The sequence below is a fragment of the Streptomyces sp. RLB3-17 genome, assembly GCF_007113425.2.
GTDB classification, from domain to species: domain Bacteria; phylum Actinomycetota; class Actinomycetes; order Streptomycetales; family Streptomycetaceae; genus Streptomyces; species Streptomyces mirabilis_D.
Genome location: NZ_CP041610.2, coordinates 11,568,560 through 11,592,828, shown reverse-complemented (window position 1 = coordinate 11,592,828; position 24,269 = coordinate 11,568,560). Strand labels below are relative to the sequence as shown.

Sequence of the window (24,269 nt, the reverse complement as noted above, 5' to 3'; positions counted from 1 at the left end):
TCCTGGGTTGTCCTGCCGGGTCCTGGGATGTCCCGCCCTGCTCACCGTAGGCGGCGGGCGCGGCCGTGTCCGGTGCGCTCCAGCGGGCCACGATCCGTCCGCTATCTCCTCTGGCTCCCGCACCCCCCGGGGGATCAGGCGGCGGCCTCCACGGCGGCCAGGGCGTGCAGCCGGCGGCGCAGTTCACGCCGGGCGGGCCGGCCGCCCGGCCGGCGGGGGACGGCGTCGAGGGCCTCCAGGCGGCGGATCTGCTCGCCGGGGCCGAGCCGGGCGTTGGCCTGTTCGGCGACCGAGTCGAGGATGTCGAGCAGGCCGCGGCCGTCGCCGGCGGGCCTCTCGCGCAGGACCACGCCGGCCCAGACCAGGGCGCCGCGTGCCGGATCGGGCCAGTCCGCGACGATGCAGTCGGCCACCCGCGGGTCCTGGCCGATGACCCGTTCCACCACGGCCGGGGCGACCAGGGCGTCGTCGCAGGCGAACACCGACCCGGACGCGTCGACCAGGTGCAGTCCGCCGTCCGCGTCGAGATAGCCCGTATCGCCGGTGGACAGCCAGCCGTCCGCGTCCGGCACCGCCCCGGCCGGGCCGGCCGGGGCGGTGGGGCTCAGCTGGGGCCCGCGGATCTGCACCTCACCGGTCGACCACACCGGCGCGGGCCGCGTACCGCCCGGCAGGACGACCCGGCACTCGGTGCCCGGCAGCGGCACCCCGACCGCGCCCAAGCCGGGCCGCGAGCCGGGCGGCTGGTGGTGGGAGAGGGTGCACACCTCGGTGAGGCCGTAGCCCTGCAGGACCGGCACGCGCAGCGCGTCGCGCAGCCTGCGGGCGCGGTCGGGCTCCAGCGCGCCGCCGCTGACGTGCAGGGCGCTCAGCCGGCGGGCGCCCGTCCGGGCACCGGCCGCGCCCAGCCGGGGGTCGCCGGCGAGGCGGTGCAGCCGGGCGGGCGGGGCGTAGAAGTGGGTGGCCCCGGCCCGCGCGGCTGCTTCCAGCGCCCCGAAGGGATCCGGGCCGGGGCACAGCACCTGCCGGGCCCCGGCGTGGACGGCCGAGTTGAGGTGCACGGCGTGGTACTGCGGCAGGTGGTTGAGGACGACGGAGGAGGGGCCCAGGCGGTGGGCGAGGGCGGTCTGGGCGGCGCCCGCGAGGAGGTTGCGGTGTGTCAGCCGCACCCCGTTCAGCCGGCCCGCACCGTCCGGGGCGAACTGCAGGCACGCCACCGCGTCCACGCCCGGCGCCGGTGTCCGCGCGGGCACGCCGGCGGGCACCGACGCCAGCGCCCGCGCCAGCGGCACACCCCCGCCCGCACCCGCTGCCCCGCCCGCCGGCGTGTCCGCTGCCGTGTCCGCCGGGGTGTCCGTGAGGACGACGGTGTGCAGCAGGGGCAGCCGGTCACCGAGCCCGGCGAGCAGCCCGGCCAGCGCGGCGGGTACGAAGGCGATCTCGGCCCCGGCCGCCGAGCACACCTCGTACAGGGCGGCCGGCCCCATCAGCGGGTCGAGCAGGGCGAGCGGGTGGCCGCTTCGGACGGTGCCGTAGTACACGGCGGGGAAGACCGCATCGAGGGTGGCGGCCGCGGCGACGACGGCGCCGGCCCGGCCCGCGGCGCGCCGCACGTAGTGGGCGACCTGGTCCGCCTCCCGGTCCAGGGCCGCGAACGTCACCCCGGTCCCTGTCCCGGCCACGGTGACGGCCGGGGCGTGCGCGTCACGGGCCGCGGCCCGCCGCAGCAGGTCGTCCAGCGGGCTCTCCAGATACCTGAGGATGGGCACGGCACGACCTCCCGGCGGCAGACAGCAAAGACAGCGGATGTCCGGATGCCCCACGGTCGGCGGCCGGGCTCGAGACCCCTTCGAAACCCGCTGGAGACGGGCGCGCCGGCAGGCCACGAACCCGGGCCATCGGGTCGGGCTCTTCGGTGCCGGCACCGAAGAGGCGGCGCAGGTGGGCGTCCCGGCCGGCTATCCAGGGGACCGCGCTGTCCGAGTCGTTCCACCAGAGGGCGAGTGCGCCGCCGGGGCGCAGCACCCGGACGGCTTCCGGGACGGACTTGCGCGGGTCGGTTCAGTGCCAGGCCTGGGCGTAGGTGAGGATGTCGGCGGATCCGGGGGCCAGCGGGTTCCTGTTTGCCCGGCACACAGCACTCCGGGCCGACGGTCTGTGACCGGCGGCCCGGATTCAGCCGTTACCGGCTGCGGCAACCGGCCGTTACTGACGGCCGTTGACCGGACCGTGGAGCTCGTTGTCGGACTTGTGGAAGCCCTTCTTCGTCTCCTTCGTGGTCTCCTTCGTGGTCTGCCTGAAGATGCGGGTCCCGTCCGGGCGGACTTCCACCTCTTTGGTGGTTTCCTTCTTGGTCACCTTGACCGTCTTGCCACCACGCTTCTTGTCCTTGTCCTTGTGGTTCTGCCAGTCACCGTCACCACGATCACTTTGGTTGTGCCAGTCACCGTCACCACGATCACTGTGAGACGTGGCCGTAATGGCCGGAGCGGAGTGCGGCGTCGCCGGAGCGGCAAAGGCGCTGGAGGACAGGAGGCCTCCTCCCGAGACCAGGGCGGTCGTGGCGGTCAGCAGGACGAGACGCTGGGTGCGGGATATGCGGGTCATGGCGATTCTCCTTGAACGGAAGGAAAGAGGCGGGCCACCTGGTCTGTGTGAACCCATGCCTCAAGTAAGCCCTCGCCGGTGAACTGCGTCATGCCGCTGCTTCTCGGGACTTGACAGACGATGGCAGCCAACATGACAAGATCGACAAATCATCTCCGTCAGCCCTCACTTGCTCCGTTCCCGCAGGAAAACGTCCGTCCCGCGGCCGGCTACAGCACCGGCAGGGGTCTTCCGCAGCTCGTACGCCGTGACCTTCGACCGTTATCTCCCACCCCTCTGCCTTCTCGTCTTATGCGGGGAGTGCTGAGGGATGTCCGCCCACCGGGCGGGGCAGCGGGAAGCTGCGCAGTGCCGCGCGGCTCCAGGGGAAGCCGTAGCCGAGGTGCAGGACCGGGTCCTGGGCCTCGTCGGCGGGGACGGCGACGGCGACCAGCACGTCGGGCACCGGCTCCAGTTCGACGAACCGCCACGGGCGGGCCGTGTCGTCGGCCGGCGGGGTGAAGGCGCGTACGCCGCGTTCGTCGTCCAGCGTGAAGGCGAACGCGTCGAAGGGCAGCCCGAGTCCCAGGCCGCGGGCCTTGGAGTAGGCCTCCTTGAGGGTCCACACGCGCAGCGCGCGCCGGTCGCGGGCCGGGCCGGCGGCGGCGCGCGCGACCCATTCCCGCTCCGGGGCGGCGAAGGTGCGCACGATGGTGGTGATGGCCCGCTCGTCCCGGTCCTCCAGCCGTTCCACGTCCACGCCGATACGGTGCCGGCGCACGATGCCCAGCAGGCTGTAGCCGCCCGCGTGGGAGAGGTTGAAGTCCAGCTGGGACCCGCCGCGCGGCCCTCCCGCGGCGGCGGGCCGCAAGAAGGGCCGTCCCCGCGCGGAACGCCAGATGACCAGCTCCGCCTCGGCCAGGCCCGCCTCCAGCGCCAGCGCGCGCCGCACCAGGGTGTGGGCCAGGAGGTACTGGCGCCGGTCGCGTTCGAACAGGAAGCGGCTCGCGGTCTTCTGCTCCTGCGCGTCCAGCCAGTGCGTGGCGAGCAGGCCGGCGACCTCCGGCGGCAGGCCGTCGTTGGGACACAGCCACAGCTTGACCGGCTCCCCGCCCCCCGCACCAGAAGCGGGGGCGGCCCCGGGTCCGGGGATGGGGGCGGGGGTGGCCGGGGGTGCGGGGCGGGTGGTCACTGCGGTGCTCCGTCCGTGCCGGGGCCGGGGCCGGGCTCCAGCGGGCGGGGCCGCAGCACGGTGGCGGGCAGCTCGACGGCGGCCGGGCCGGGATGCGCGGGCAGCACGGCGCAGACGTCGGCCCCGGCCAGCCACAGCCGTGTCAGCTGCTCCAGGCGGCCGCCCTGCCACAGGGCGGCCACATAGGCGCGGGTCTCCTCGAGTCCCTCGATCAGCGGCGGGCCCGCGGCGGTACGCAGATCGGCGCTGCGCACACCCGCCGGGCCCGTGCCCGGGCCGGGGTGCGCGGCGAAGCCGGCCAGCGCGTCGGCCAGTTCGGCGACCGTGCGGACGGTCACCGCCAGACGGCAGCGCAACACCGCTCGCCCCAGGCGCAGTTCGTGCGCGACCGCGGCGAGATCCGGGCCCGCCGGGCCGCCGCCGCCGTCGTCGGACAGGCGGGCCGCGAGCCGGCCGGCGGTGGCCGCCAGGTGCGCGGGCGTCGCGGCGGACAGCAGCACCAGTTCCGCGGGACCCGTGCCCGGCGGCGGGCCCGTGCGGGCCGGGGCGCGGGGGACGGCGGGCGCCTCCTCCACGACCAGCACCACCCCCACACCCTCCCCACCGTCCGTGCCATCCACGCCGTCCGTGCCGTCCGCAGTGTCTGCCGCATCCACTGCGTCTGCGGGGCCTACGGCGTCCGTGGAGCTTGCGGGGGCTGCGGGTCCGGGCACGCTGACCAGCGCCCTGCGGGGCAGCACGGTGCCGTCGTCGCTGCGGGCCGGCTCCCAGGCGGCGGGCGCGGGGCGGTCCGGGCCGGCCAGCAGCACGGCATGGCGCAGCTGCCCCACGGCGCGGACCAGAGCCGCCGCCCCGGTCACCGCCCCGGCATCACCCACCAGCGCCGCCACCGTCCGGGAACTCTCCTGCAGAGCGACCCCCACAGCCTCCAGGCCGGCGTCCGGCACCTCCGACTGCGCGCCGGCGTCCGGGCCTTGCGGGCCGGCGTCCGGAGGCTGCGGGCCCGTGCCCGGGGGCCGCAGGCCGGCCGCGGCCAGCGCCCGGCCGACCAGCCGGCCGTACTGCGGGCCGGGGGCGGCGCGGCCCGGGTGGCCGACCGCGCTGGAGCGGATCACGGCGTGCACGCGGTCACCGTCGGCACGGGCCGCGGCCAGCGGCTTGAGGAGCACGGCCGCCACCCCCTCACCGGCGCCGGGCCGCTGGCACGCCGGATGCAGGCGCAGCTCGACCGCGCCGACCAGCGCCGCGGCGCACTCGCCCGCGCGCAGCGCACCGAGCGCGAGGTGCAGCGCGGTCAGGAAGGAGGAGTCACCGCTGTCCACGCTCAGGCTGGGCCCTCGCAGGTCGAGCAGCCGCGACAGCCGCGCGGCCGGCCCGGGCCGGGAAGCCGGAGGGGCGGTGTGCCGGTGCCCGGTGCCCGGCAGCGCACCGCCGGCCGGGCCGAGCGCGGCATACACCCCCACGCTGCGCGCCGTGCCGTCGGGGGCGGTGAGCCGCTCCAGGCGCGCTCCGGCGTATCCGGCGCTCTCCAGCGTCTGCCACGCGCTCTGCGCCAGCAGCCGCTCCCGCAGGTCCAGCCCCGCCGCCTCCCGGGCACCGAGCCCGAACAGGTCCGGGTCGAACTCCTCCACACCGTCCAGGAAATGCCCCCGCCAGCCCGCACACGCCGACCGCCGCCCGCCCGGGAGCGCGGCCTCGGCGATCCGCCCCTGCAGCCCGTTGCGCCAGAACGCCTCCAGATCCCCCGCCTGCGGGAAACGGCCCTGGATCCCCACGACCGCACACGGCATGCCCGCACCGGCCCCCGGCCCGTCGCCGGCACCGGCACCGGGACCAGGGCCGGGGGCGGGGCCGGGGGTGGGGCCGGGGCCGGGGGTGGGCAGTGGCTCACGGTCCGCCGCCGGCAGGGCCGCCACGGGCAGGGCCACGACCGGCGGGGCCACCACCGGCGAAGTGCCGGCCAGCAGGGCCACGGCATGCTCACGCCGCAGGGTGCCGCCCTTGAACCGCGTCAGGATCTCCCGGGTGTCCATCACCGTGCGCCCTTCGTCTCGGATGGTCCGTCAGGCGGAGCGGGCCGCCAGCAGGGCGGCCGCCTCGTCGATGCTGAGCACCTCGTCACGTACCGCGTCGAGCAGCGCGTCCAGATCGACCCCCGCCGGCGCGACGGGGGCGCCGCCCGGCGCCGGGCCCGCCGGAAACGGCCCCGGCTGCCCGGCCGGGACGGCAAAAGCCGCACCAAGGCGGCCCGGCGCGGGCGTGCGGTGCGCCGCCCGCGCGCTGACGTACGCCGCCATGGCCCCGAGGTCGGGCTGGTCGTAGAGCAGGTCGGCCTGCTCGCTGAGGCCGTAGGTGCGGTTGATGCCGGCCAGGAACTCCGCAGCCAGGATCGAGTCCAGCCCCAGCGCCGCGAACGGCGCGCTCACGTCGATCTCCCCCGGCCCGCAGTGCAGGATCCCGGCGAGCTGCTCCCGCAGCGTGTCCGTGACCGCCTCCACCGCCACATCAGCCACATCCGCATCCACGGCCGCGGCCACGTCCGCATCCACGTCTGCCTCCGTGTCCGTGTCCGTGGGTGTGTCTGTGGGGGTGGCGGGGCGGGGGGCGCCGAGTTCGGCCGCGACGTGCCGGGCCAGTGCCTGGGGCGTCGGGTGCTCATACAGTGCGGTGGCCGCGATCCGGGTGCCGTAGCGGGCGTTGAGCGCCGCGACGAACTCGACCGACAGCATCGAGTCCAGGCCCAGCAGCCGGAAGGGCTCCTGCGCGTCGAGCGTCTGCGGCTCGATACGCATCATGCCCGCCAGCACCGCGGTGAGCTCGGCGAGCACATCGGCCACGGGCGTCGGCGAGGCCGCGGGCGGCTGAGGGACGGATGTCATCTGGATTCCTCCGTGGATACCCCGGCCTTCAGGCCGGGGAGGAAACGGACTCCTGCGGAGCAGGGCAGGGGAAGACGATTCGCCGCCAGGACGGATCGTCGTTCACCGGCAACTGCCCGCGGATGTCGTAGCATTGCCGGGCCCAGTCGGTGATAGCCAAGTACCGCCGGGCCGGCGGGATGTCAGGTCTGTGGAGCCGGCGTAAGACTGCTGGGCGCACCAACGTCCCCCTCCGTTGATCCGGGGCAGCTGCTGTCTGAGAAGCAGAAAGCTCAACCCGCGAGGGAAGAATCCCCCTGCTTCAGCTGGCGGAGATGTCAACCGAGTCCTTTCGTGGACACCCCTGGCTTCAGCCGGGGGAGGAAACGAAACCCCTGCGGAGCAGGGCAGGGAGCGGGGTTTCGCCGCCAGGGCGAAAGACCGTGTCCTGACCCCCAGGTCTGATCTTTACCTGTCGTGACGCTAGTTTGTGAGCGTGACCACGACGCATGTGAAGCGGGCATTCAAGTACCGCTTCTATCCCACGGACGAGCAGGCAGCAGAGCTGTCGCGCACGTTCGGCTGCGTCCGCAAGGTGTACAACCTCGCACTTGCGGCCCGTACGCAGGCGTGGGCGCGACAGGAGCGGGTCAACTACAACACCACCTCCGCGATGCTGACGGCGTGGAAAAAGACCGAGGAACTGGCGTTCCTCAACGACGTCTCCTCGGTCCCGCTCCAGCAGTGCCTGAGGCACTTGCAGACGGCGTTCACCCACTTCTTCGCCAAACGGGCCAAGTACCCGCGCTTCAAGTCGAAGAAGAAGTCCCGCAAGAGTGCCGAATACACCACCAGCGGCTTCCGCTTCCGCGACGGGAAGCTGACCCTGGCCAAGATGTCCGAACCGCTGGACATCGTCTGGTCGAGACCGCTCCCCGAGGGGGCGAAGCCGTCCACGGTGACCGTCTCCCAGGACTCCGCCGGACGCTGGTCCGTTTCCATGCTGTGCGAGGACCCGAGTGTCAAGCCGCTGGCCGCCACCGATACGGCGGTCGGTATTGACGTCGGCCTGGACCACCTTCTGACGCTCTCCACCGGCGAGAAGATCACCAACCCTCGGCACGAACGCCGCGACCGAGCCCGGCTCGCCCTGGCCCAGCGCCGCCTTGCGAAGAAGCAGAAGGGCTCGGCGAACCGGGCCAGGGCCCGGCGGAAGGTTGCCAAGATCCACGCCCGGATCGCCGACCGGCGGCGTGACGGGCTGCACAAGCTGACCACCCGACTCGTGCGTGAGAACCAAACGCTCGTGATCGAGGACCTGACCGTGCGCAACATGGTCAAGAACCGGAGCCTGGCCCGCGCCATCTCGGATGCCGCATGGGCCGATTTCCGGAGTTTCCTGGAGTACAAGGCCGTCTGGTACGGGCGGGAAGTGATCGCGGTCGACCGCTTCTTCCCCTCCTCCAAGCTGTGCTCCGCCTGCGGCACCCTCCAAGAGAAGATGCCGCTGCACGTCCGCACCTGGACGTGCGACTGCGGCACGACCCACGACCGGGACGTGAACGCCGCAAAGAACCTGCTGGCCGTCGGACTGACGGTGACAGCCTGTGGAGCTGGTGTAAGACCTCAACGGAGCACTCCGGGCGGGCAGTCGGCGACGAAGCAGGAAACCCCACGGCGCGAGCCGTAGGAATCCCCCTCGTTCACGAGGGGGAGGAAGTCAAGGTGGGCGTCTCCAAGGGGTCGTATCCCAGGTGGCCGTTGTGGCATTGTGGGCGCCGCCGGCACCCCGCCACATCCCCGGCCGTGGTGATCCCGCCGGCAGTGCCTGGCTCCCGGGAACCAGCCGCCGACGCGGCCCTCCGCCCAAAGGATGAGCCACCCTGCCGTACCACCCCTGCGAAAGCCGCCGTGCCGGCCCGCGCGGGTCCGCGCCGTGTCAGCGGACCCGCGCGGGTGCGGGCGGGCCCGCGCCGTCGGCGGGAGCGGGCGCCGGTGCCGCCTCCGGCGCCGCGGTCTGGATCGAGTGCTGCAGCCGCCGCAGCCGCGGCGAGGGCTCCAGGCCCAGGTCCGCATCGAGGGTGGCGCGCAGCTGGTGGTAGACGCTGAGCGACTCGCTGCGCCGCCCCGAGCGGTGCAGGGCCAGCATGAACTGCGCGTGCAGATTCTCGTGGGTGCGGTAACGGCTGGTCAGCACGGTCAGTTCGGGCAGCAGTTCGCGGTGGCGGCCCAGCCGCAGATCGGCCTCGATGCGCTGGTCCAGCGCGCACAGCCGGCTCTCCTCCAGCCGCCGGGCCTCCATCGCCAGCTGCGCCCCCGCCTGGACGTCGGCGAACGCGGTCCCGGTCCACAGCGCCAGCGCCCGGCCCAGGGTGCGGGCCGCCTCGGCGAAGGCGCCCTGGTCCATGGCCCGGTAGCCCTCCCCCGCGAGCCGCTCGAAGGCGCGCACATCACTGCTGCCGCCGCCGGAGGCGAGCAGATAGCCGCCCGGCAGGGTCATCAGGACGTCCTTGGCGGCGGCCCGGTCGTCCCCCAGCGCCTGCGCGATGAGCTCACGCAGCTGCAGCACGTACGTCTGCAGCGTGGTGCGGGCGCTGCGCGGCGGGGCCGTGCCCCACAGCTCCTCGGTGAGGGCCGCGACCGGCACCACCTGGTCGGCGTGGAGCGCCAGCAGAGCCAGGACCTGCCGCGGTTTCGGCGCGGTCGGGGTGATGGACACCCCGTTCTCCCGCACCGCCAGTGCGCCCAGTACGTCGATGTCCACGCCGTCTCCCCTGGTCGGTGTGCCGTGCCGCACCCACGATTACAAAACAGCACGTCCGGTCTGTCAATACTAGACCGTTCGCGCTGTTTCTGTCGGGTGACGGGCCGGCAGCAGGCCGGCGGCGGACGGGCAACAGGCCGCCGGGGTGCCGGAATTCCCCGGTCCGCACCCTCCGGGGAGGGGCCGGGCCCCGGCGCCGGCCGCCGCGGCCGGCGGCCCGCAAAGCAGACCGCCGGGTCTGCTCCCGGCACGGAAAGGGGCGGAAGGGGGCGGAAGGGGGAAGTCCGGGCCGGGGAGGGGCGGTGCGGGCCGGGGGGCGGGGCGGGGGTTACTGCGGGGGGTTGCCGTGTTTGCGGGAGGGCAGGTCGGCGTGTTTGGCGTGCAGCATGGCCAGGGAGCGGATGAGGACCTCGCGGGTGGCGGCGGGGTCGATGACGTCGTCGACCAGGCCGCGTTCGGCGGCGTAGTAGGGGTGCATGAGTTCGGCCCTGTACTCCTTGACCATGCGGGCGCGCATGGCCTCGGGGTCGGCGGCCTGGGCGATCTGCCGGCGGAAGATGACGCCTGCCGCGCCTTCCGCGCCCATCACGGCGATCTCGTTGGTGGGCCAGGCGTAGGTGAGGTCGGCGCCGATGGACTGGGAGTCCATGACGATGTAGGCGCCGCCGTAGGCCTTGCGCAGGATGAGCGAGATCCGCGGCACGGTCGCGTTGCAGTACGCGTACAGCAGTTTGGCGCCGTGCCGGATGATCCCGCCGTGCTCCTGGTCCACCCCGGGCAGGAACCCGGGCACGTCCAGCAGGGTGACGATCGGGATGTTGAAGGCGTCGCACATCTGCACGAACCGGGCGGCCTTCTCGGAGGCCTCGATGTCCAGCACGCCGGCCAGGGTCTGCGGCTGGTTGGCGACGATGCCCACCACCTGGCCGTCCAGACGGGCCAGCGCGCAGATGATGTTGCGGGCCCAGCGCTCGTGGACCTCCAGGCAGTCGCCGTCGTCGACGATCTCCTCGATGACCTTCGCCATGTCGTAGGGGCGGTTGCCGTCCGCGGGGACCAGGTCCAGGAGAATCTCGCCGCGCCGTCCGGCCGGGTCGTGGGGGGTGGTGTGCGGGGGGTTCTCGCGGTTGTTCTGCGGGAGCATCGACAGGAGGTAGCGCACCTCGGCGAGGCAGGTCTCCTCGTCGTCGTAGGCGAAGTGCGCCACGCCGGAGGTCTCCGCGTGGACGTCGGCGCCGCCGAGCCCGTTCTGGGTGATCTCCTCGCCGGTGACCGTCTTGACGACGTCGGGGCCGGTGATGAACATCTGCGAGGTCTCGCGGACCATGAACACGAAGTCCGTCAGCGCGGGGCTGTAGGCGGCGCCGCCCGCGCACGGGCCGAGCATCACCGAGATCTGCGGGATGACGCCGGACGCCTTCGTGTTGCGCTGGAAGATGCCGCCGTAGCCGGCGAGCGCGCTCACGCCCTCCTGGATGCGGGCGCCCGCGCCGTCGTTGAGGGAGACCAGCGGCGCGCCGGCCGCGATGGCCATGTCCATGATCTTGTGGATCTTCGTGGCGTGGGCCTCGCCCAGCGCGCCGCCGAAGATACGGAAGTCGTGCGCGTAGACGAAGACCGTACGGCCCTCCACCGTGCCCCAGCCGGTGACGACACCGTCGGTGTACGGCTTCCTGGCCTCCAGGCCGAACCCGGTCGCCCGGTGCCGGCGCAGCTGCTCGACCTCCTGGAAGCTGCCGTCGTCCAGCAGCAGGGCAATGCGTTCCCGGGCGGTCAGCTTGCCCTTGGCGTGCTGCGCGGCGGTCGCCTTCTCCCCCGGGCCCAGCCGGGCCGCCTCACGGATCGCGTGCAGCTCGGCCACGCGACCGCGGACACCGGCCGGTCCCGGCTCGGCGGAAGCGGGGCCCGTGGCGGGGGCCGGGCCCTGGACGGAGACGGGGCCCTGAGTGGGAGTGGGGGCGGGGGCGGAGCCCTGGGTGCGGGCGGGGGCGGAGCCCTGGGTGCGGGCGGGGGCGGTGGTCAATGCCATGTCAGGTCCCTTTCTGGGGCGGGTAGTTCCGCATCACCGCCAGCCGCGCCGGGCCCGGTGGGTGCGGGGCCGGTGTCACTGCCAGCTGCGCGGGGCCCGGTGGGTGCGGGGCCGCCACCAGCGGGAGCCGTTGACCGGCCTGCCCCGGCGGGGGAACGCGCCGCCCGCGCGCAGTGCGAGCAGCACCACGGTCAGTGCGGCCAGTTCCTCGTCGCTGGCCTGCCCGCGTTCCACGCGCAGGACGGGCTCGTGCTGCTCCGGCGTTCCCATACCCCCTCCTTCGGTCGTGGGGACACCGTCTGCCACCGGGCTCAAGAACCGCTCTCACTGCGCTCGAAGAGCACTGCACACGGCAGGGCGGGGGTGTGTGCGGGGGCGGAGGGAAACGCTTCGGCCAGCTGCCGCCCGTGCGGGCGGGCGGAGGGGCGGCGGGGGCCGGGGGGCGGCGCGGGCGGCGCGCGGGGCGGCGCGTATGCGGCGGGGGCGGGGACATGGTGTCTTGACTGCGCCGGTGGCGGTGATTACGGATCCGGGCGGCCCCGCGCCGGCGCGCTGGAAAGGGGGACGACGGTAGCCGTGTGGAGTGCGGCGACAGCGGAATCAGGAGTTCTCTTCGAGCGGCCGTACACACGTTCTCCAGCGCGCCGAACGCCGTACGCGGCACCGGACTTGGAAGTCCGCTCGAGAACGGATCCAGGAAAACGCTGGACGGGGACGGCCGCGGCTAGCGTGAGCGGCGGCGCGGATTTCCGGCCAACAAAGTGGAACGGGACAAGGAGCTCGACGACATACGGAATGCGGAATACGGAGGAGACCGTGAGGATTCAGGTTCTGGGTCCGTTGAGTGCCGAGGTCAACGGGGGATCCATCGTTCCGAGCGCGGGCAAGCCGCGGCAGATCCTGTCGCTGCTGGCGTTGTATCCCGGGCGGGTGATGCCCGTCCCGACCCTCATGGAGGAGATCTGGGCGACACAGCCGCCGCAGAGCGCGCTGACCACGCTGCAGACCTACATCCTGCAGCTGCGCCGGCGGCTGGGCACCGCGATGGGGCCCGGTGCGCCGGGCGGCGCCAAGGAGGTGCTGACCACCCGGCACGGCGGCTATCTGCTGCAGATCCCGCCCGACTGCGTCGACGTGCACCAGTACGACCGGCTGACGAGGGAGGGCCAGGCCGCCTTCGAGAGCGGCGACGACGAGGTCTCCGCCGCCCGTTTCAAGGAGGCCCTGGGCCTGTGGCAGGGCCCCGCCCTGGTCGACGTACGGCTGGGGCCGGTCCTGGAGATCGAGGTGGTGCGGCTGGAGGAGAGCCGGCTGGTCACCGTGGAACGCCGCATCGACGCCGACCTGCGGCTGGGCCGGCACGCCGAACTCATCGCCGAGCTCATCGAACTGACCGCCCGTCACCCCCAGCACGAGGGACTGCACTCCCAGGCCATGGTGGCGCTCTACCGCTCCGGCCGGCAGGCCTCCGCGCTGGAGGTCTACCGCCGGCTGCGGGTGCGGCTGATCGAGGACCTGGGCGTGGAACCCTCCCCCCAGCTGCAACGCCTCCACCAGGCCGTCCTGACCGTCGACCCCCAGCTGGACGTCCTCGCAGGCCCGCGCCACAGCTCCACCTACGATCTGTTCACGGCCTGACAGACCCGCCTCCCGCCGCTGCCCGCCCCCTCCCGGCCACGGCCACGGGCCGGGGCCGGGAGGGGTGTTTTGCAGGCCGGCGGCCTACGGGAAGGCACAGGAGCAGGAGCAGGGCCATGCACGGCGGGCAAGGGGATGCGCGCAGGCGGGCGGGGTCCTGCCGGGCGGCCCGGCGGCCCGTCCGCCGCTGTGGCTGCGGGCCGGACCGGGCCCGGTCCGCCTCAGCGGCGGTGGCGTCCGGCCGCGGGGCTGCCGGCGCGGTGGCAGCCGGCCGCCAGCCGGCCTTCTCGAAACGTCGTCAGTACGCCCCGAACGACCAGAAGACGCCCACCTCGTCACCGGTCACCGCGATCAGGCCCAGGTCCTCTAAGAGGTCGAGGCCGTTGAGGTACTCGCAGGTGACGAAGCCATGGGATTGCGTGCCCTGGAGGCCTGCTGCGAGGAAGTCCGGGGCCGGGTCACAGGCGGCGGCCGTCGCGTTGGTCCAGCAGCGCGCGGCGGGCCCGTACCGGTCGAGCAGGGTCCGGGCATCCGCCGGCACGGCGTCCCGGTCCGGGCGGGAGCGGACGGGGCGGGCTCCGACTGCCATTCCTCGGCCATGACGGCGAGCGCGGCGACCGCCGCCTTGGCCTCCAGGGGGTACAGGCGGCCGGGGAACTCTGGTGCGTCCGGGAGGCCGAAGGGGTACGCGGGCACCGTGTGGCGGGCGGTGTTGGTGCGGTCCCGGTCCAGCCGGACCCAGCCCCGGGGTCGGCAACCGACCGGTGCAGCACGGCGTGGACGTCGTGCGCCCAGTCCTCGTGCCGCCGGGGCCGGTAGCCGCGAAGGTGTACGTGTCGCCGAGCAGCCGCAGCGCCGCCGCGTTCCAGGGACAGCGGCGGGAGCGGAACTCCGCCGGCAGACTGCCGGCTCGGCGGGCAAAGGTGCCCTTCGGTTCGCAGGGGATGCGCCGGAGCCGGCCGAGGGCCCAGTGGACGAGCTGGCCCCCTCCTTCCGCCGCAAGGCGGACCAGCCCCTGCGGGATCGGGAGGTCCGTTCCGTCCCCGAGCGCCTCCAGGTACGCATCGAGCAGGTCCAGGGCGGTCCGGTCGGCAGGCAGGGACATTCCGCCGCTCCAGGCCGTCTCTTGCGGACGGTGCCGGCCCGGGAGAGCGGCAGGACGCGCGCTGCGGCGCCAGTTTCCGGCACGGCGGGGCGGGTTCAGGGGGGCGGGGTGAGGACGGAGCGCACCCCGCGGGCGAGGGCGGACGCGCTGGCGGCGGCGTCGCCGATGCCGGTCATGACCACGGCCGAAACCATGCCGGGAGCATGCGGCGTGCGCTGGGCGAGTTCGTAGGCCGCCCTCCCCCCGGGCCCGCACCCGCACAGCACCAGGCGCCGGCCCGGCCCGGATGCCTGGTGCAGCGCGGCCGGCAGCACGCCCGGCGCGCCGTCACCGTGCACGGCCACGATTTCCTCCGGGCCGCGGTGGCCGCGGACGAACAGGTCGTAGCTGCCCGCCGGCACACCCGGGGCGGTGACCAGGCAGATCACGTCCGCGTGCGGATGCCCGGGCCGCAGCACGGTCAGGGCGGGGTGCGGCGCGGGCGGCACGGGCCGGGCCATGCGCGGTGTCGCGGCCCGGGCCAGCAGGTCCAGCAGCTGTCCGGCACTGGCCTGGGCCTGCCGGAACTCGGGCAGCGCGCGCAGCAGGCGTACGCACTGGGAGTGCAGGGCGGCGGCGTCCTCGTCCGCGAGCTGCGCCCGGTCGTAGAACAGGCCCAGGACCAGGCCGCCGGCGGTGTCGTGCCGGGCGGCGAGGGTCAGGGGCCCGCCGGCGGCGCCGGCCGCGCTGCGGGGGGTGTCCGCGTGGACGCCCTGGGCGGCGAGTTCGCTGCGCAGGACCTTCGGCAGCACAAGCGGGCCGTCGAAACGCACCAGAGTGCTGCCGGCACCGCAGAGCGGACCAACACCCGCAGCAGGACCCGCAACAGCACCGGGGCCGGGACCGGCAGCGGGACCGGCGGCAGGGGCGGCAGCGGGACCGGGGGCGGGGGCGGCGGGCGGGCGGGGGGCCCACGCACGGATCGTCTCGGTGCTGGCCCACGGGTAGGCGGCCAGGTCCAGCAGCGCGTCGCGGACCTGGTGCAGCAGGCTGGCCAGCGGGGCGGCCGGATCGACGGTCACGGTCATCGGCAGCGGGCTGTCCAGCAGACCGGGAATGCCCGCGGCACCCGGCAGGGCGATGTCCCGTCCCGACAGCTGCACCCCGAAACTCACCGGCAGCGGCCCCGAAACGCCCGCCGCCCGGTACAGCAGCAGCGCCCACACCAGGTGCAGCGCGCTGGACTCGGCGGCGCCGCGCAGCGCGGCCCAGGAACGCAGCCGGAAGGTCTCCGGCGCCCGCAGCCGGGTGTGCAGCAGACCGGGCCCGCTCTGCCCGGTGGCGCCGCCCGGCCGCCCCGGGCGGGTGGCGGCCCGCGGCGGCGGCACCGCGCGGGCCCAGAACTGCCGCGCGGCCGTGGTGTCCTGGCCGGCCAGCCAGCGGGCATGGTCGCGCAGATCGGGACGGCGTTCCCCGCCCGGCAGGACGCCGCCGGCGGCGTAGGCGCGGTAGAACTCCCGCAGCAGCAGGTGCACACCCCGCTCGTCGAGGAGGGCCGGGTGATAGGTCAGCAGCACCCGCGGCGGCGCCGCGCCCCCGCCCCCGCCGGGCTCCGCCGCCAGCAGGGTCAGGCGCAGCAGCCCCGGCCGGTGCAGCGCGAACCCCCGCGCCCGGTCCCGCCGCAGCAGCTGGGGCCAGGTGACGGCGGCCGGGGAACACACCGCGATGTCCGCCTCGGCCCGGGCGTGCAGCACCAGACGCGGCGCGGCGACCCAGTCGAAACAGGCCCGCAGCACACACTCCCGGTCGACGACGGACTGCCACGCCGCGGCGAACCGCGCCACGTCGAAAGGCCCGGACCAGTCCCAGTACAACTGCTCGACCCCGCCCCCGTCACCGCCATCACTGCCGTCACTGCTGCCGCTGGTGCTGGTGCTGGTGCTGGTGCTGGTGGGGGCGGGGGTGAGGGCGGCGCGCAGCAGGGTCTGCTGGTGTCCGGTGACCGGGAGGATCTCCCCGCCCGGCGGGGGCGGCGCCAGCAGGTCGGCCAGCAGGTCCGCGGGCAGCGCGGCAAGCCCGCCCGCGGCGGGCGGGGTCAGGCGCAGCGTGTGGTGACCGGGCCGGTGACTGTCCAGCGCGACACCGAAGGCACGGTGGCGCTGCGCGAGCCGGGCGGCGACCGTCTCGGCGTCCGCCGGGCCCAGCGGGCCGCGCAGTTCCAGGACCAGCGGACCGCCCGGCGACAGCGCCACCGGCTCATGGACCACGGCAAGAACAGCGCCCCGCGGCACACCCTGGCTGCTCATCCGGCCTCCCAGGCCCCAGGACCCGCCCCCGCGGCACGGCGGACCGGCCCCCCGCACCCCTTACCCGACCAGCAGAACCAGCACGGCCGGCAAAACCGGCGAGACCGGCACGGCCAGCAGGGGTGGCAGGGGTGTGGGGAGGACAGGCGCGGCAGGCACGGCGGGCACGGCCACTGCGGGTGCGGGTGTGGGTGCGGCAGCCTCGGGTGCGGGCGGGACGGCCTCGGGCGGGGTGACGGCGGACGGGCCGGCCGGGCGGTGGGCGCGGGCCGCGGCGCCCGGCCCGCGACGGGCCGGGCGGCGGCGAAAGCTGCCGCCGGGACGTCCCGCGGCGGCGCCCCGCGCGAAGACAGGCCGCACGGGGGCGGGCCGGGCGGGGGCGGGCCGGGCCGGGTGCGGTGGGATGGCTGCACGGTGGTTCACGACGCCCGCCTCTCGTCATGTCGGCTGTGCGCCGGAGCTGCCCGGCAGCTGCCAGCCTAACGTCGCCGCAGGTGGGAGGCCTGTTTCCTCGAGCGGGTATGGAGCGGGCCGCGAAGCGGTCTCGATTTCCCGCGGCGGACGGCGGGCGCTGCTGACCAGATACCGGCCGTGGAGGAGATGGGTGGCCAGAATCCACCGCGCCGCGCCGTCCGGCTCGCCCGCCAGGACCGTACGGCCCTGCTCGTCGCGGCGGAACCCGACCGCCGAGAAACGGCGCCGCATGCCGTGCCCGAGCGCCTTGGTGTAGGCCTCCTTGAGGGTCCACAGGTGCAGCAGCCGCAGCGCCCGCTCGTCCTCGCCCAGCGCGGCGAGCTCCGCGGCCTCGTCCGGGGTGCACACGTAGGGGTGCAGCAGCTCGAAAGAGGGCCGGCGGGTGACGGGCTCGGCGTCCACCCCGATCGGCCCGCTGCGGCTGATGCCGACCACGATCAGCTCGTCGGTGTGGGCCAGGCTCACCTCGGCCTCGGCCAGGCCGCGCAGATGCGGGCGGCCGCCCGGCCGGTAGGCGAGGTCCAGGGCGTCCGCGGGAACCTGGAGCGCGGCGGCCGCGGTGTGCTTGAGGACCATCCGGGAGACGGCGAACCGCAGCCGGCCCGCCGGGGCGGCCGTCTGCCGGTAACGCGGCCAGTCACGGCCGAGCAGAGACCGCAGCCCGGGATCCAGCAGCGCCGCCGCCAGCCACTGCCCCCAGGTGGTGTGCACCAGGGCATGGCCCTGCCCGGCAAGCTGGTCGTGCACCTGCTCCCACGGCCCGTCCGGCCCCGCCACATGCAACAACGGCCCCGGCGACAGCCCGGACAGCCCCCCGGCCCCCCACCCGGACGACAGACCCGGCGGCAGACCCGGCGGCAGACCGGCCGACGGACCGGACGGCGCACCGGCCGACAGACCGCGCGGCGGACCGGACGGTGCACCGGGCAGCGGAACAGGCGAGGTCCCCGGCGGCAGCGCGGGCAGCAGCGGGCCGGGCACCCGCTCTCCCCCGCCCTCCCCCGCCCCGTCCCGCCCCGGCCCGCCAAAAACCCGGCCCCCGGAACCCGCCCCGGCGGACACGGCCCCGGCAGGAACGGCGCCAGGGGGCACAGTCCCGGGGGGTGCGGTCCCGGGGGGTGCGGTCCCGGGGGGTGTGGTGCTGCCCGGGCCGTCGGCCGGGCTGTGCCCGCTCACCACAGCAGCCGGGTGGCGTACACGTCGCAGTCCACGCCGCGGCGGACGCGGCCGGCCAGTTCCGCCCAGACGGGTGCGCGCGGGTCGGGGGCCGGTCCGGGCAGCGGCACGCCCAGCCGTCCCGCGATGCCGGTCAGCGCGAGCAGCGCCCAGTGCGTACCGCCCAGAAACAGGCCGCGGCCGTCGTCGGCGGCCTCCCTGACGCCGAGCACGGCGGCGGCCAGCCACAGCAGGGCCTGCCGGTCCGCCAGCGCCCGCGCTGCCACAGCGCCGGGGTCCGCGCCGGCCGTGCGGCACGGCCGGCGCAGCGCACGCTGCTCGGTCAGCAGCCGCCGGGCCAGCGCCCCCAGCGCGGCACCGCCCGTATCCCCGCCGTCCCCGCCGTCCGCACGGGCGGCACCGGCACGCAGCAGACCGGACAGCACCACCCTGTCGTCCCCGCCCACACCGTCCCCGCCCACGCCGTCCCCGCCCGGCTCATGCCCGTCCGGCTCATGCCTGTCCGGCTCGTGCCCGTCGGGGGTGTGCCCGTCCCCCTGCTCCCCGGCAGCGGCGACGCCGGCGGCGGGGGCGGGCGGGTCGGCGAGCCGGAAGAAGGCGGGGACCGGGCCGCGGTGCGCGGTACGGGGCTCTTCGCCCGCCAGGGCCGGCAGGGCCCCGGCCAGGCGGGCCTGCCAGTACGCGGCGCCCGCCGCGTCCACCCCGGCCAGGGGAAGGTCACCGGTCAGCTTCGCGAGCATCCCGCCCCCGGTACCGGCAGGCCCGTGGCCGCATTCGGCAAGGACCAGTCCCAGCTGCGCCAGTACGTCGGCCAGCACGGTCGGCACCACGTAGCCGGCCACCGCACCCAGCAGCCCCACCCCCACCCCTGACCCTGACCCTGTCCCGGGGGCGGGGGCGGGGGCGGCCGGGCGGCGCAGCGCCACACAGGTCAGGCTCTCGCAGGCCAGCAGGTCGGCGAAGGCGGCGGCGAGCACGGGCTGCCACTGCCGCAGGGCCGGCTCACCACTGCCGCGGCCGGCCACCGCGAGCGCGGCCTGGCGCAGCACACCGCCGGCAGCGGCCACCAGGGCCGCCGGGCCCAGCAGCGCGGCGGGCACCGGAGAGGACACCGGGGAGGACACCCCGGCCCGCCCCCGGACACGCCCGGCGGGCGGCGGCACACCCGGGCCGCCCCACGCGACCGCGGCACGTCCCAGGGCCAAATCCCGGCGCAGAAGCGGGCGCAGAGCACGTACCCGCTGGTCGGCGGCGCGTACCTGTCCCAGACCGGCCGCCGTAAGAAGCGCGCCCGCCCGCCCGGACCAGCGCGCCCCCTCCCCCACCCCGGCAGACCCGGCAGAGGCAGCGGACCCGGCAGCCCCGGCGAGGGCGGGGGCGGCGAGGGCGGGCAGGCTGTAGGGGTTGGCCGCGTCGCGGGGATCACCCAGCAGCACCTCCAGCCGCAGCGCGGCGAGCGCCACCCGGAGCGGCGGCGGCAGCGCGGCATACCGGTGCGCCAGCGCTCCCGGGACCGGCCCGGCCACACGGACAGCACACCCGCCCCCCACCTCCTCCCCCACCGACGACACCGACGGCACCGACGCCGCGGCAGGCGGCCGGGCGGTGAAAGCAGCCCCGGCCGGCGGGGCCGGGGCCGCCGGCCGGGCCGGCGGGACAGTAACGGCAGGAACCGGTGCGCTGGGCGCGGCGGGCTGGGTGACGGCCATGACCGGCCTCCTGTTCATCTGGATTCCTCCGTGGATACCCCAGCCTTCAGGCTGGGGAGGAAACGGACTCCTGCGGAGCAGGGCAGGGAAAGCCGATTCGCCGCCAGGGCGGATCGGCGTCCACCGCCAACGACCCGCAGAAGACTGGTAGTTTGTAGGCCGTCCGGCCAGCGATAACCAAGCTGGCCGGGCCTACCGCCGGGCTGGCGGGATGTCAGGTCTGTGGAGCTGGCGTAAGACTGCTGGGCGTACCAACGTCCCTTGCCGTTAGTTCGGGGCAGCTGCTGTCTGAGAAACAGAAAGCTCAACCCGCGAGGGGAGAATCCCCATGCTTCAGCTGGGGGAGAAGTCAACTGGTCACCTGGTCATCCGGTGTCGGCCGACTGGTCGGCTGGTCGGCTGTTCATCGCAGGTCATCTGTTCACCGCAGACGGCGCACGGTGCTCTCGGCATGCCACTTGGCCAGGCCCAGCGTTTCGGTACTGGCGCGCGACAGCCAGGCACGGACATGGTCACGGGCCTCGAGCAGGCCGGTGCCCGCACCGAGCACCGGGTCGACGGCCTCCTGCCGGAGCATCACCTGGTGGGCCGCGACGACCGTGACCCCGGACGCGTCCGGCAGCAGCGACCACTCGCCGCTGTGGGCGGCAACCAGCTCGGGCGTGAGCGTCTCCTTATAGACGATCCGCCCGGCGTGCGGGAAACACAGCCGCACGGCCCGCGTGCTCACCGTCCGCCCGCCCGGCGCCGCACAGGTGTCCAGGGACACCACCTGGATCCCCGGCACGTCCTCACACACACCGGTCCGCTCCACATGCGGGACCCGCCCGGGCCAGTCCCCGATCCGGTAGAGGAAGTCGTAGACCAGCTCCGCGGGGCCCTCGATCCGCACCCGGTCCTCGAACGACAGCAGCAGCTCGTCCCACTGCTCCCACCGCCCGGCCGCCCGCCGTACCTGGGCAAGCCGGCGGTGCACATCCGCCTCCGCCTCCCGGCGGGCACCGGCACCGTCCGCAGCCGCCACCGCCAGCCCGCGCTCCTGACGCAGGCCCAGCACACACTCCGCCTCACCCGCCGGCCGCACACTCCACACACCCGAGGTCACACTCCCAGGCCAGACAGCATCCTCCTGCTCGAACACGACCGCCCGGACATCGGGATGCAGCACCCGCCGGGCATACCAGGAACCAACCCGCCCCCCCAGCACACCACCCACACCGGCATCAGCATCAGCACCGGCATCAGCGTTGTCGGGGTTGTCGGGGTTGTCGGGGTTGCCGGCGCCGGCCTCACCGGCCAGCTCCCACATCCGCAGCCGCTCCTGGACCCCGTCGAAGTCGAGACGCTCGACATGCACGACCGAGGGCAAGAACACCGGCCAGCGCGCGGCATCGGCCAGCATCCCGTACACGACACCGGCCGGAGCGGCCACCTCCACCGTGTGCTCACAGGCGTGCACGCGCGACGACATGCCGGCCCCTCCTCCTCCAGGCGCACCCCCACCCTGCCCCCGCCACTCGAGCCCGCCCTCGCGCCCGCCCAGACCCCCACCCCCCGGCACCCCCGGGCCGCCCGGCACCCCCGGCCCCGCAACCCGGCCCGCCACCCCCGCGGCACCACCCAGCCGGCACCCCCGCGGCACCGACCGGGCGACAGCGCCCACCCCACCGAACGCCATCCACCGCAGCCGCCACGAACCACACAACCGCCCCCAGCAGCCCCCACAACACGCACAGCCCGGACGGCACGCACAGCCCGCACAACACGCGCAGCCCTGGCGGGACACACAGTCCGGACGGCACGGGCGGGACAGCCCGGACGGCACGGGCGGCACGGGCGGGATGAGCAGCCCGGGCAAGACAGGCGGGACGGGCAAGGCGGGCGGGACGGGCAGCCCGTACAGCCCGGGTGACACAGGCCGGACAGAGCAGAGAGCCGGACGGACGGCACAGGCCGGACGGGGCGGGGTGAGGGCCGGGCGGCGGCCCGCACAGCCGCAAACCCGGGCGTACGGGGGCCTGCGGGGGGCGGGACCGGGGCATGCGCCAGGTCCCGGCGGACGGGACCGGGACCTGGGCGGAGCGGGGCGAGCAGACCAGCCGGCCGAGGCGAAGGGGGTCAGCCGACCGGGGCGAGGCGTCCGGTCCCGGCGGGGCCACTGCCCGTGGAGCCCGGCCCGGCGGAACCGGGGACGGTCGCGGTCGCGGTGGCGGGTGAGCCGTCCGGCCGGGCCATCAGGATGGAACGCTGCAGCTTGCTCAGCGCCGCCGACGGTTCCAGGCCCAGACTGCGCACCAGAGTGGCGCGCAGCCGCTGGTAGGCGTCCAGGGCCTCGCCCCGGCGCCCGGAACGGTACAGGGCCAGCATGTACTGCCCGCACAGGCTTTCGTGGGTGGGATAACGGCTGACCAGCACGGTCAGCTCGGCCAGCAGCTCACGGTGGCGGCCCAGCCGCAGATCGGCCTCGATGCGCTGGTCCAGCGCGCACAGCCGGCTCTCCTCCAGCCGTTTGACCTGGGTCGCCAGGTGCATCCCGGCGTGCACATCGGCCAGCGGCGGCCCGGACCACAGCGCGAGCGCGGCCCGCAGCTGCCGGGCGGCCTCCGGGAAGTCGGCGGCGTCCATCGCCCGGTAGCCCAGCCCGGCCAGCCGCTCGAACTCCCGCACGTCACTGCCGCCCCCGCCGCTCTTGAGGAGATAGCCGCCCGGCACGGTCAGCAGCACGTCCTTGGCCGTACGGGCATCGGCCGCATCCGGCTCAAGCGCCGCGGTGATCAGCTCCCGCAGCTGCAGAATGTACGTCTGCAGCGTGGGCCGCGCACTACGGGGCGGCCGGCTGCCCCACAACTCCTCACTCAGCATGCCCACCGGCACCATCTGATCGGCCTGCACCACCAGCAGGGCCAGCACCTGCCGCGGGTTTTGGGAGCGGTCGGAGCAATCGAAATGCCCTTCTCCCGCACCGCAAGAGTGCCGAGTATGTCGGTGTCCACGCCGTCTCCCCTGTCCGTCCACTGCGGTCTGCCGAACCCCTCGGATCCCATCACCACCCAGGCCCCAAAACCCCCGGCCCAACCCCACACCCGGAACCCGCCCAGCCCACACGACACCGGCCCCGGCCCCGAACTCCCGGACCACCAGCACCACCACCAGACCCCGACCGCCAGACCCCGATACCGCCGGACCCCGACGCCTCCAGACCCCGACACCTCCAGGCCCCGGACTGCCAGGCCCCGGATACCACCGGACCCCGGACCGCCAGGCCCCGGATACCGCCAGGCCCCGATACCGCCGGGCCTCGGACCGCGCAGGGCTCCGATGCTGCCGGGTCCTGGTCCGCCGGAGGGCCGGCGGCGGGTGAGCCGCGCCCGCCGTCCGGGATCCACCCGACACACCGAGTAAAAAACAGCATGGACGGTATGTCAATCTCAAACCGGGCGTCTTGTTTTCTCTCCGCCGGTGCTCGAGACCCCCTCGAGGGAATCCGGCTTCCGGCACATAAGCCGACCAACCGGGTGGGATTCCGGCTGCCGCGGCCGTCCCGCCAGCGGTTTGACTTCCCCGTTGCCGGACCATGCGGTCTGTTTACCTGGGGGTGCGGTCGGTCCCGGCGGCCCGGGGACCGGGCAGGACCGGCCGCCGGCGCGAGGGCGCCGCGAGACCGGGCAGCAGCAGCGCCCAGAACTGCTCCAGCAGACGGGACGAGGAACGCACACGGTGACGGGAGGCAAGCCGGCCGAACCCGGCGACCGAGGCCACCACCGCCACCGCCGCCGCCTCCGGGGACACCCCCCGCGCCAGCTCCCCGCACCCTGCGCCTCACGCAGCAGCGCATGCACCCACTCACACCACCACCGCCCGGCCCCTCCGCACTCTTGCGCGAAGGATCACCACCCAGCTCGAACCCGGCCCGCAGCACCGGATCCACCGCCAGAGCCGCCACCAGATCACGGCTGACATCCACCAGCAACTGCAGCCCCCCGCCCCCGCCCCCCCTCCCGCACCACCAGCCGCTGCACCGACACCGTCGCCGCCGCCTCCACCTCACGCGCCAGAAGATCCTTGCTCGGGAAATGAAAATGCAGCGCCCCGGTACTCACACCCGCCCGCCTGCTGATCACCGGCAGCGAGGCAAGGGCATACCCGTCCTCCGCAAACACCTCAGCCGCCGCACGCACCAGAGCCCGACGCGTCCGCACCGCCCGCACCTGCCTGACCACCCCACCCTCCTCCCCAGCCCACCACCACCCCCGGACACACCGGGCCCACCACCCCACCCTACCAAACCGCATGCGCGGTATGTTTACCGGTCCGCACCCCACCCCGACCCCTCCCAGCCCCCGGCCACACACCCAGAAACAGCAGCCCACCCACCCCGCTACCGGCCCCTGCCCCGGGCACAGAAACACCAGACAAACCCGCCGGCACCCGCCCCCCACACCCCCAGACACCA

Annotated in this window: 18 protein-coding genes and 2 pseudogenes; 2 read left to right on the top strand and 18 right to left on the bottom strand. The window is 74.8% G+C overall.

Features of this window, described 5'->3' with window-relative positions; all coding sequences use genetic code 11:
- Positions 1–134: 134 nt before the first annotated feature.
- From FNV62_RS52370 to FNV62_RS52345, 6 genes and pseudogenes are all read right to left on the bottom strand, one after another.
- Complete coding sequence (locus tag FNV62_RS52370) at positions 135–1,769, bottom strand: ANL family adenylate-forming protein (RefSeq protein ID WP_143651774.1); 1,635 nt, start codon at positions 1,767–1,769, stop codon at positions 135–137.
- A gap of 106 nt (positions 1,770–1,875) precedes the next feature.
- Positions 1,876–2,124: pseudogene (locus FNV62_RS56670) on the bottom strand (methyltransferase domain-containing protein); the annotation flags it as partial.
- 81 nt (positions 2,125–2,205) lie between these two features.
- Positions 2,206–2,607 carry a hypothetical protein gene (locus FNV62_RS52360; RefSeq protein ID WP_097281954.1) on the bottom strand — a complete coding sequence of 134 codons (402 nt, stop codon included), beginning with the start codon at positions 2,605–2,607 and terminating at the stop codon, positions 2,206–2,208.
- 289 nt (positions 2,608–2,896) lie between these two features.
- A complete protein-coding gene (locus FNV62_RS52355) occupies positions 2,897–3,778 on the bottom strand; it encodes a 4'-phosphopantetheinyl transferase family protein (protein WP_225900737.1) in 882 nt (293 codons plus the stop codon).
- On the bottom strand, positions 3,775–5,811 hold the full coding sequence (locus FNV62_RS52350) for a polyketide synthase (RefSeq protein ID WP_143651773.1): 2,037 nt from the start codon (positions 5,809–5,811) through the stop codon (positions 3,775–3,777). Before FNV62_RS52350 ends, FNV62_RS52355 begins: the two co-directional genes overlap by 4 nt.
- A gap of 30 nt (positions 5,812–5,841) precedes the next feature.
- Positions 5,842–6,657: a phosphopantetheine-binding protein gene (locus tag FNV62_RS52345; RefSeq protein WP_143651772.1), complete on the bottom strand. Its 816-nt coding sequence runs from the start codon at positions 6,655–6,657 to the stop codon at positions 5,842–5,844.
- A 475-nt stretch (positions 6,658–7,132) separates the two neighbouring features.
- On the opposite strand from FNV62_RS52345, the gene FNV62_RS52340 reads away from it, so the two are divergent.
- Entirely contained in the window at positions 7,133–8,326 is a 1,194-nt protein-coding gene (locus FNV62_RS52340; protein ID WP_143604883.1) for an RNA-guided endonuclease InsQ/TnpB family protein, read from the top strand.
- Positions 8,327–8,575: 249 nt separating this feature from the next.
- On the opposite strand, the gene FNV62_RS52335 is transcribed toward FNV62_RS52340, so the two are convergent.
- The 3 genes from FNV62_RS52335 to FNV62_RS52325 form a co-directional block, all read right to left on the bottom strand.
- Positions 8,576–9,400, bottom strand: coding sequence for an AfsR/SARP family transcriptional regulator (locus FNV62_RS52335; RefSeq protein ID WP_143604882.1), 825 nt, complete (start codon positions 9,398–9,400; stop codon positions 8,576–8,578).
- A gap of 328 nt (positions 9,401–9,728) precedes the next feature.
- A complete protein-coding gene (locus FNV62_RS52330; protein ID WP_225900736.1) occupies positions 9,729–11,429 on the bottom strand; it encodes an acyl-CoA carboxylase subunit beta in 1,701 nt (566 codons plus the stop codon).
- 75 nt (positions 11,430–11,504) lie between these two features.
- Complete coding sequence (locus tag FNV62_RS52325; RefSeq protein ID WP_144316285.1) at positions 11,505–11,699, bottom strand: acyl-CoA carboxylase subunit epsilon; 195 nt, start codon at positions 11,697–11,699, stop codon at positions 11,505–11,507.
- Between the two features lie 546 nt (positions 11,700–12,245).
- On the opposite strand from FNV62_RS52325, the gene FNV62_RS52320 reads away from it, so the two are divergent.
- Positions 12,246–13,067 (top strand): AfsR/SARP family transcriptional regulator, encoded by an 822-nt coding sequence (locus FNV62_RS52320; RefSeq protein WP_144316284.1) that lies wholly within the window; start codon positions 12,246–12,248, stop codon positions 13,065–13,067.
- A gap of 298 nt (positions 13,068–13,365) precedes the next feature.
- Here the strand turns inward: FNV62_RS52320 and FNV62_RS56665 are convergent, their stop codons facing one another.
- The 9 genes and pseudogenes from FNV62_RS56665 to FNV62_RS56650 all read right to left on the bottom strand — a co-directional run bounded on the left by FNV62_RS56665 (position 13,366) and on the right by FNV62_RS56650 (position 24,108).
- Positions 13,366–13,656, bottom strand: coding sequence for a hypothetical protein (locus FNV62_RS56665; protein ID WP_225900735.1), 291 nt, complete (start codon positions 13,654–13,656; stop codon positions 13,366–13,368).
- Between the two features lie 611 nt (positions 13,657–14,267).
- On the bottom strand, positions 14,268–16,457 hold the full coding sequence (locus FNV62_RS52310) for a condensation domain-containing protein (RefSeq protein ID WP_144316283.1): 2,190 nt from the start codon (positions 16,455–16,457) through the stop codon (positions 14,268–14,270).
- A gap of 60 nt (positions 16,458–16,517) precedes the next feature.
- A complete protein-coding gene (locus tag FNV62_RS52305) occupies positions 16,518–16,880 on the bottom strand; it encodes a hypothetical protein (protein ID WP_144078806.1) in 363 nt (120 codons plus the stop codon).
- Positions 16,881–16,895: 15 nt separating this feature from the next.
- On the bottom strand, positions 16,896–17,912 hold the full coding sequence (locus FNV62_RS52300) for a 4'-phosphopantetheinyl transferase family protein (RefSeq protein ID WP_225900734.1): 1,017 nt from the start codon (positions 17,910–17,912) through the stop codon (positions 16,896–16,898).
- A 191-nt stretch (positions 17,913–18,103) separates the two neighbouring features.
- Positions 18,104–19,633, bottom strand: coding sequence for a hypothetical protein (locus tag FNV62_RS52295; RefSeq protein ID WP_144316282.1), 1,530 nt, complete (start codon positions 19,631–19,633; stop codon positions 18,104–18,106).
- Between the two features lie 604 nt (positions 19,634–20,237).
- A complete protein-coding gene (locus FNV62_RS52290; protein WP_143653967.1) occupies positions 20,238–21,287 on the bottom strand; it encodes an SRPBCC family protein in 1,050 nt (349 codons plus the stop codon).
- Between the two features lie 647 nt (positions 21,288–21,934).
- Positions 21,935–22,809: pseudogene (locus FNV62_RS52285) on the bottom strand (AfsR/SARP family transcriptional regulator).
- 592 nt (positions 22,810–23,401) lie between these two features.
- Positions 23,402–23,605, bottom strand: a complete 204-nt coding sequence (locus FNV62_RS56660) for a hypothetical protein (RefSeq protein WP_225900959.1) — start codon at positions 23,603–23,605, stop codon at positions 23,402–23,404.
- Positions 23,606–23,763: 158 nt separating this feature from the next.
- Positions 23,764–24,108 carry a helix-turn-helix domain-containing protein gene (locus tag FNV62_RS56650; RefSeq protein ID WP_225900733.1) on the bottom strand — a complete coding sequence of 115 codons (345 nt, stop codon included), beginning with the start codon at positions 24,106–24,108 and terminating at the stop codon, positions 23,764–23,766.
- Positions 24,109–24,269 lie beyond the last annotated feature (161 nt).

Excerpts from the sequence above, each read along its gene's own strand:
- FNV62_RS52360 (WP_097281954.1), bottom strand. The coding sequence starts at position 2,607 with ATGACCCGCATATCCCGCACCCAGCGTCTCGTCCTGCTGACCGCCACG.
- FNV62_RS52350 (WP_143651773.1), bottom strand. The coding sequence starts at position 5,811 with ATGGACACCCGGGAGATCCTGACGCGGTTCAAGGGCGGCACCCTGCGG.
- FNV62_RS52345 (WP_143651772.1), bottom strand. The coding sequence starts at position 6,657 with ATGACATCCGTCCCTCAGCCGCCCGCGGCCTCGCCGACGCCCGTGGCC.
- FNV62_RS52330 (WP_225900736.1), bottom strand. The coding sequence starts at position 11,429 with ATGGCATTGACCACCGCCCCCGCCCGCACCCAGGGCTCCGCCCCCGCC.
- FNV62_RS52325 (WP_144316285.1), bottom strand. The coding sequence starts at position 11,699 with ATGGGAACGCCGGAGCAGCACGAGCCCGTCCTGCGCGTGGAACGCGGG.
- FNV62_RS56665 (WP_225900735.1), bottom strand. The coding sequence starts at position 13,656 with ATGGCAGTCGGAGCCCGCCCCGTCCGCTCCCGCCCGGACCGGGACGCC.
- FNV62_RS52310 (WP_144316283.1), bottom strand. The coding sequence starts at position 16,457 with ATGAGCAGCCAGGGTGTGCCGCGGGGCGCTGTTCTTGCCGTGGTCCAT.
- FNV62_RS52290 (WP_143653967.1), bottom strand. The coding sequence starts at position 21,287 with ATGTCGTCGCGCGTGCACGCCTGTGAGCACACGGTGGAGGTGGCCGCT.
- FNV62_RS56650 (WP_225900733.1), bottom strand. The coding sequence starts at position 24,108 with ATGCGGTTTGGTAGGGTGGGGTGGTGGGCCCGGTGTGTCCGGGGGTGG.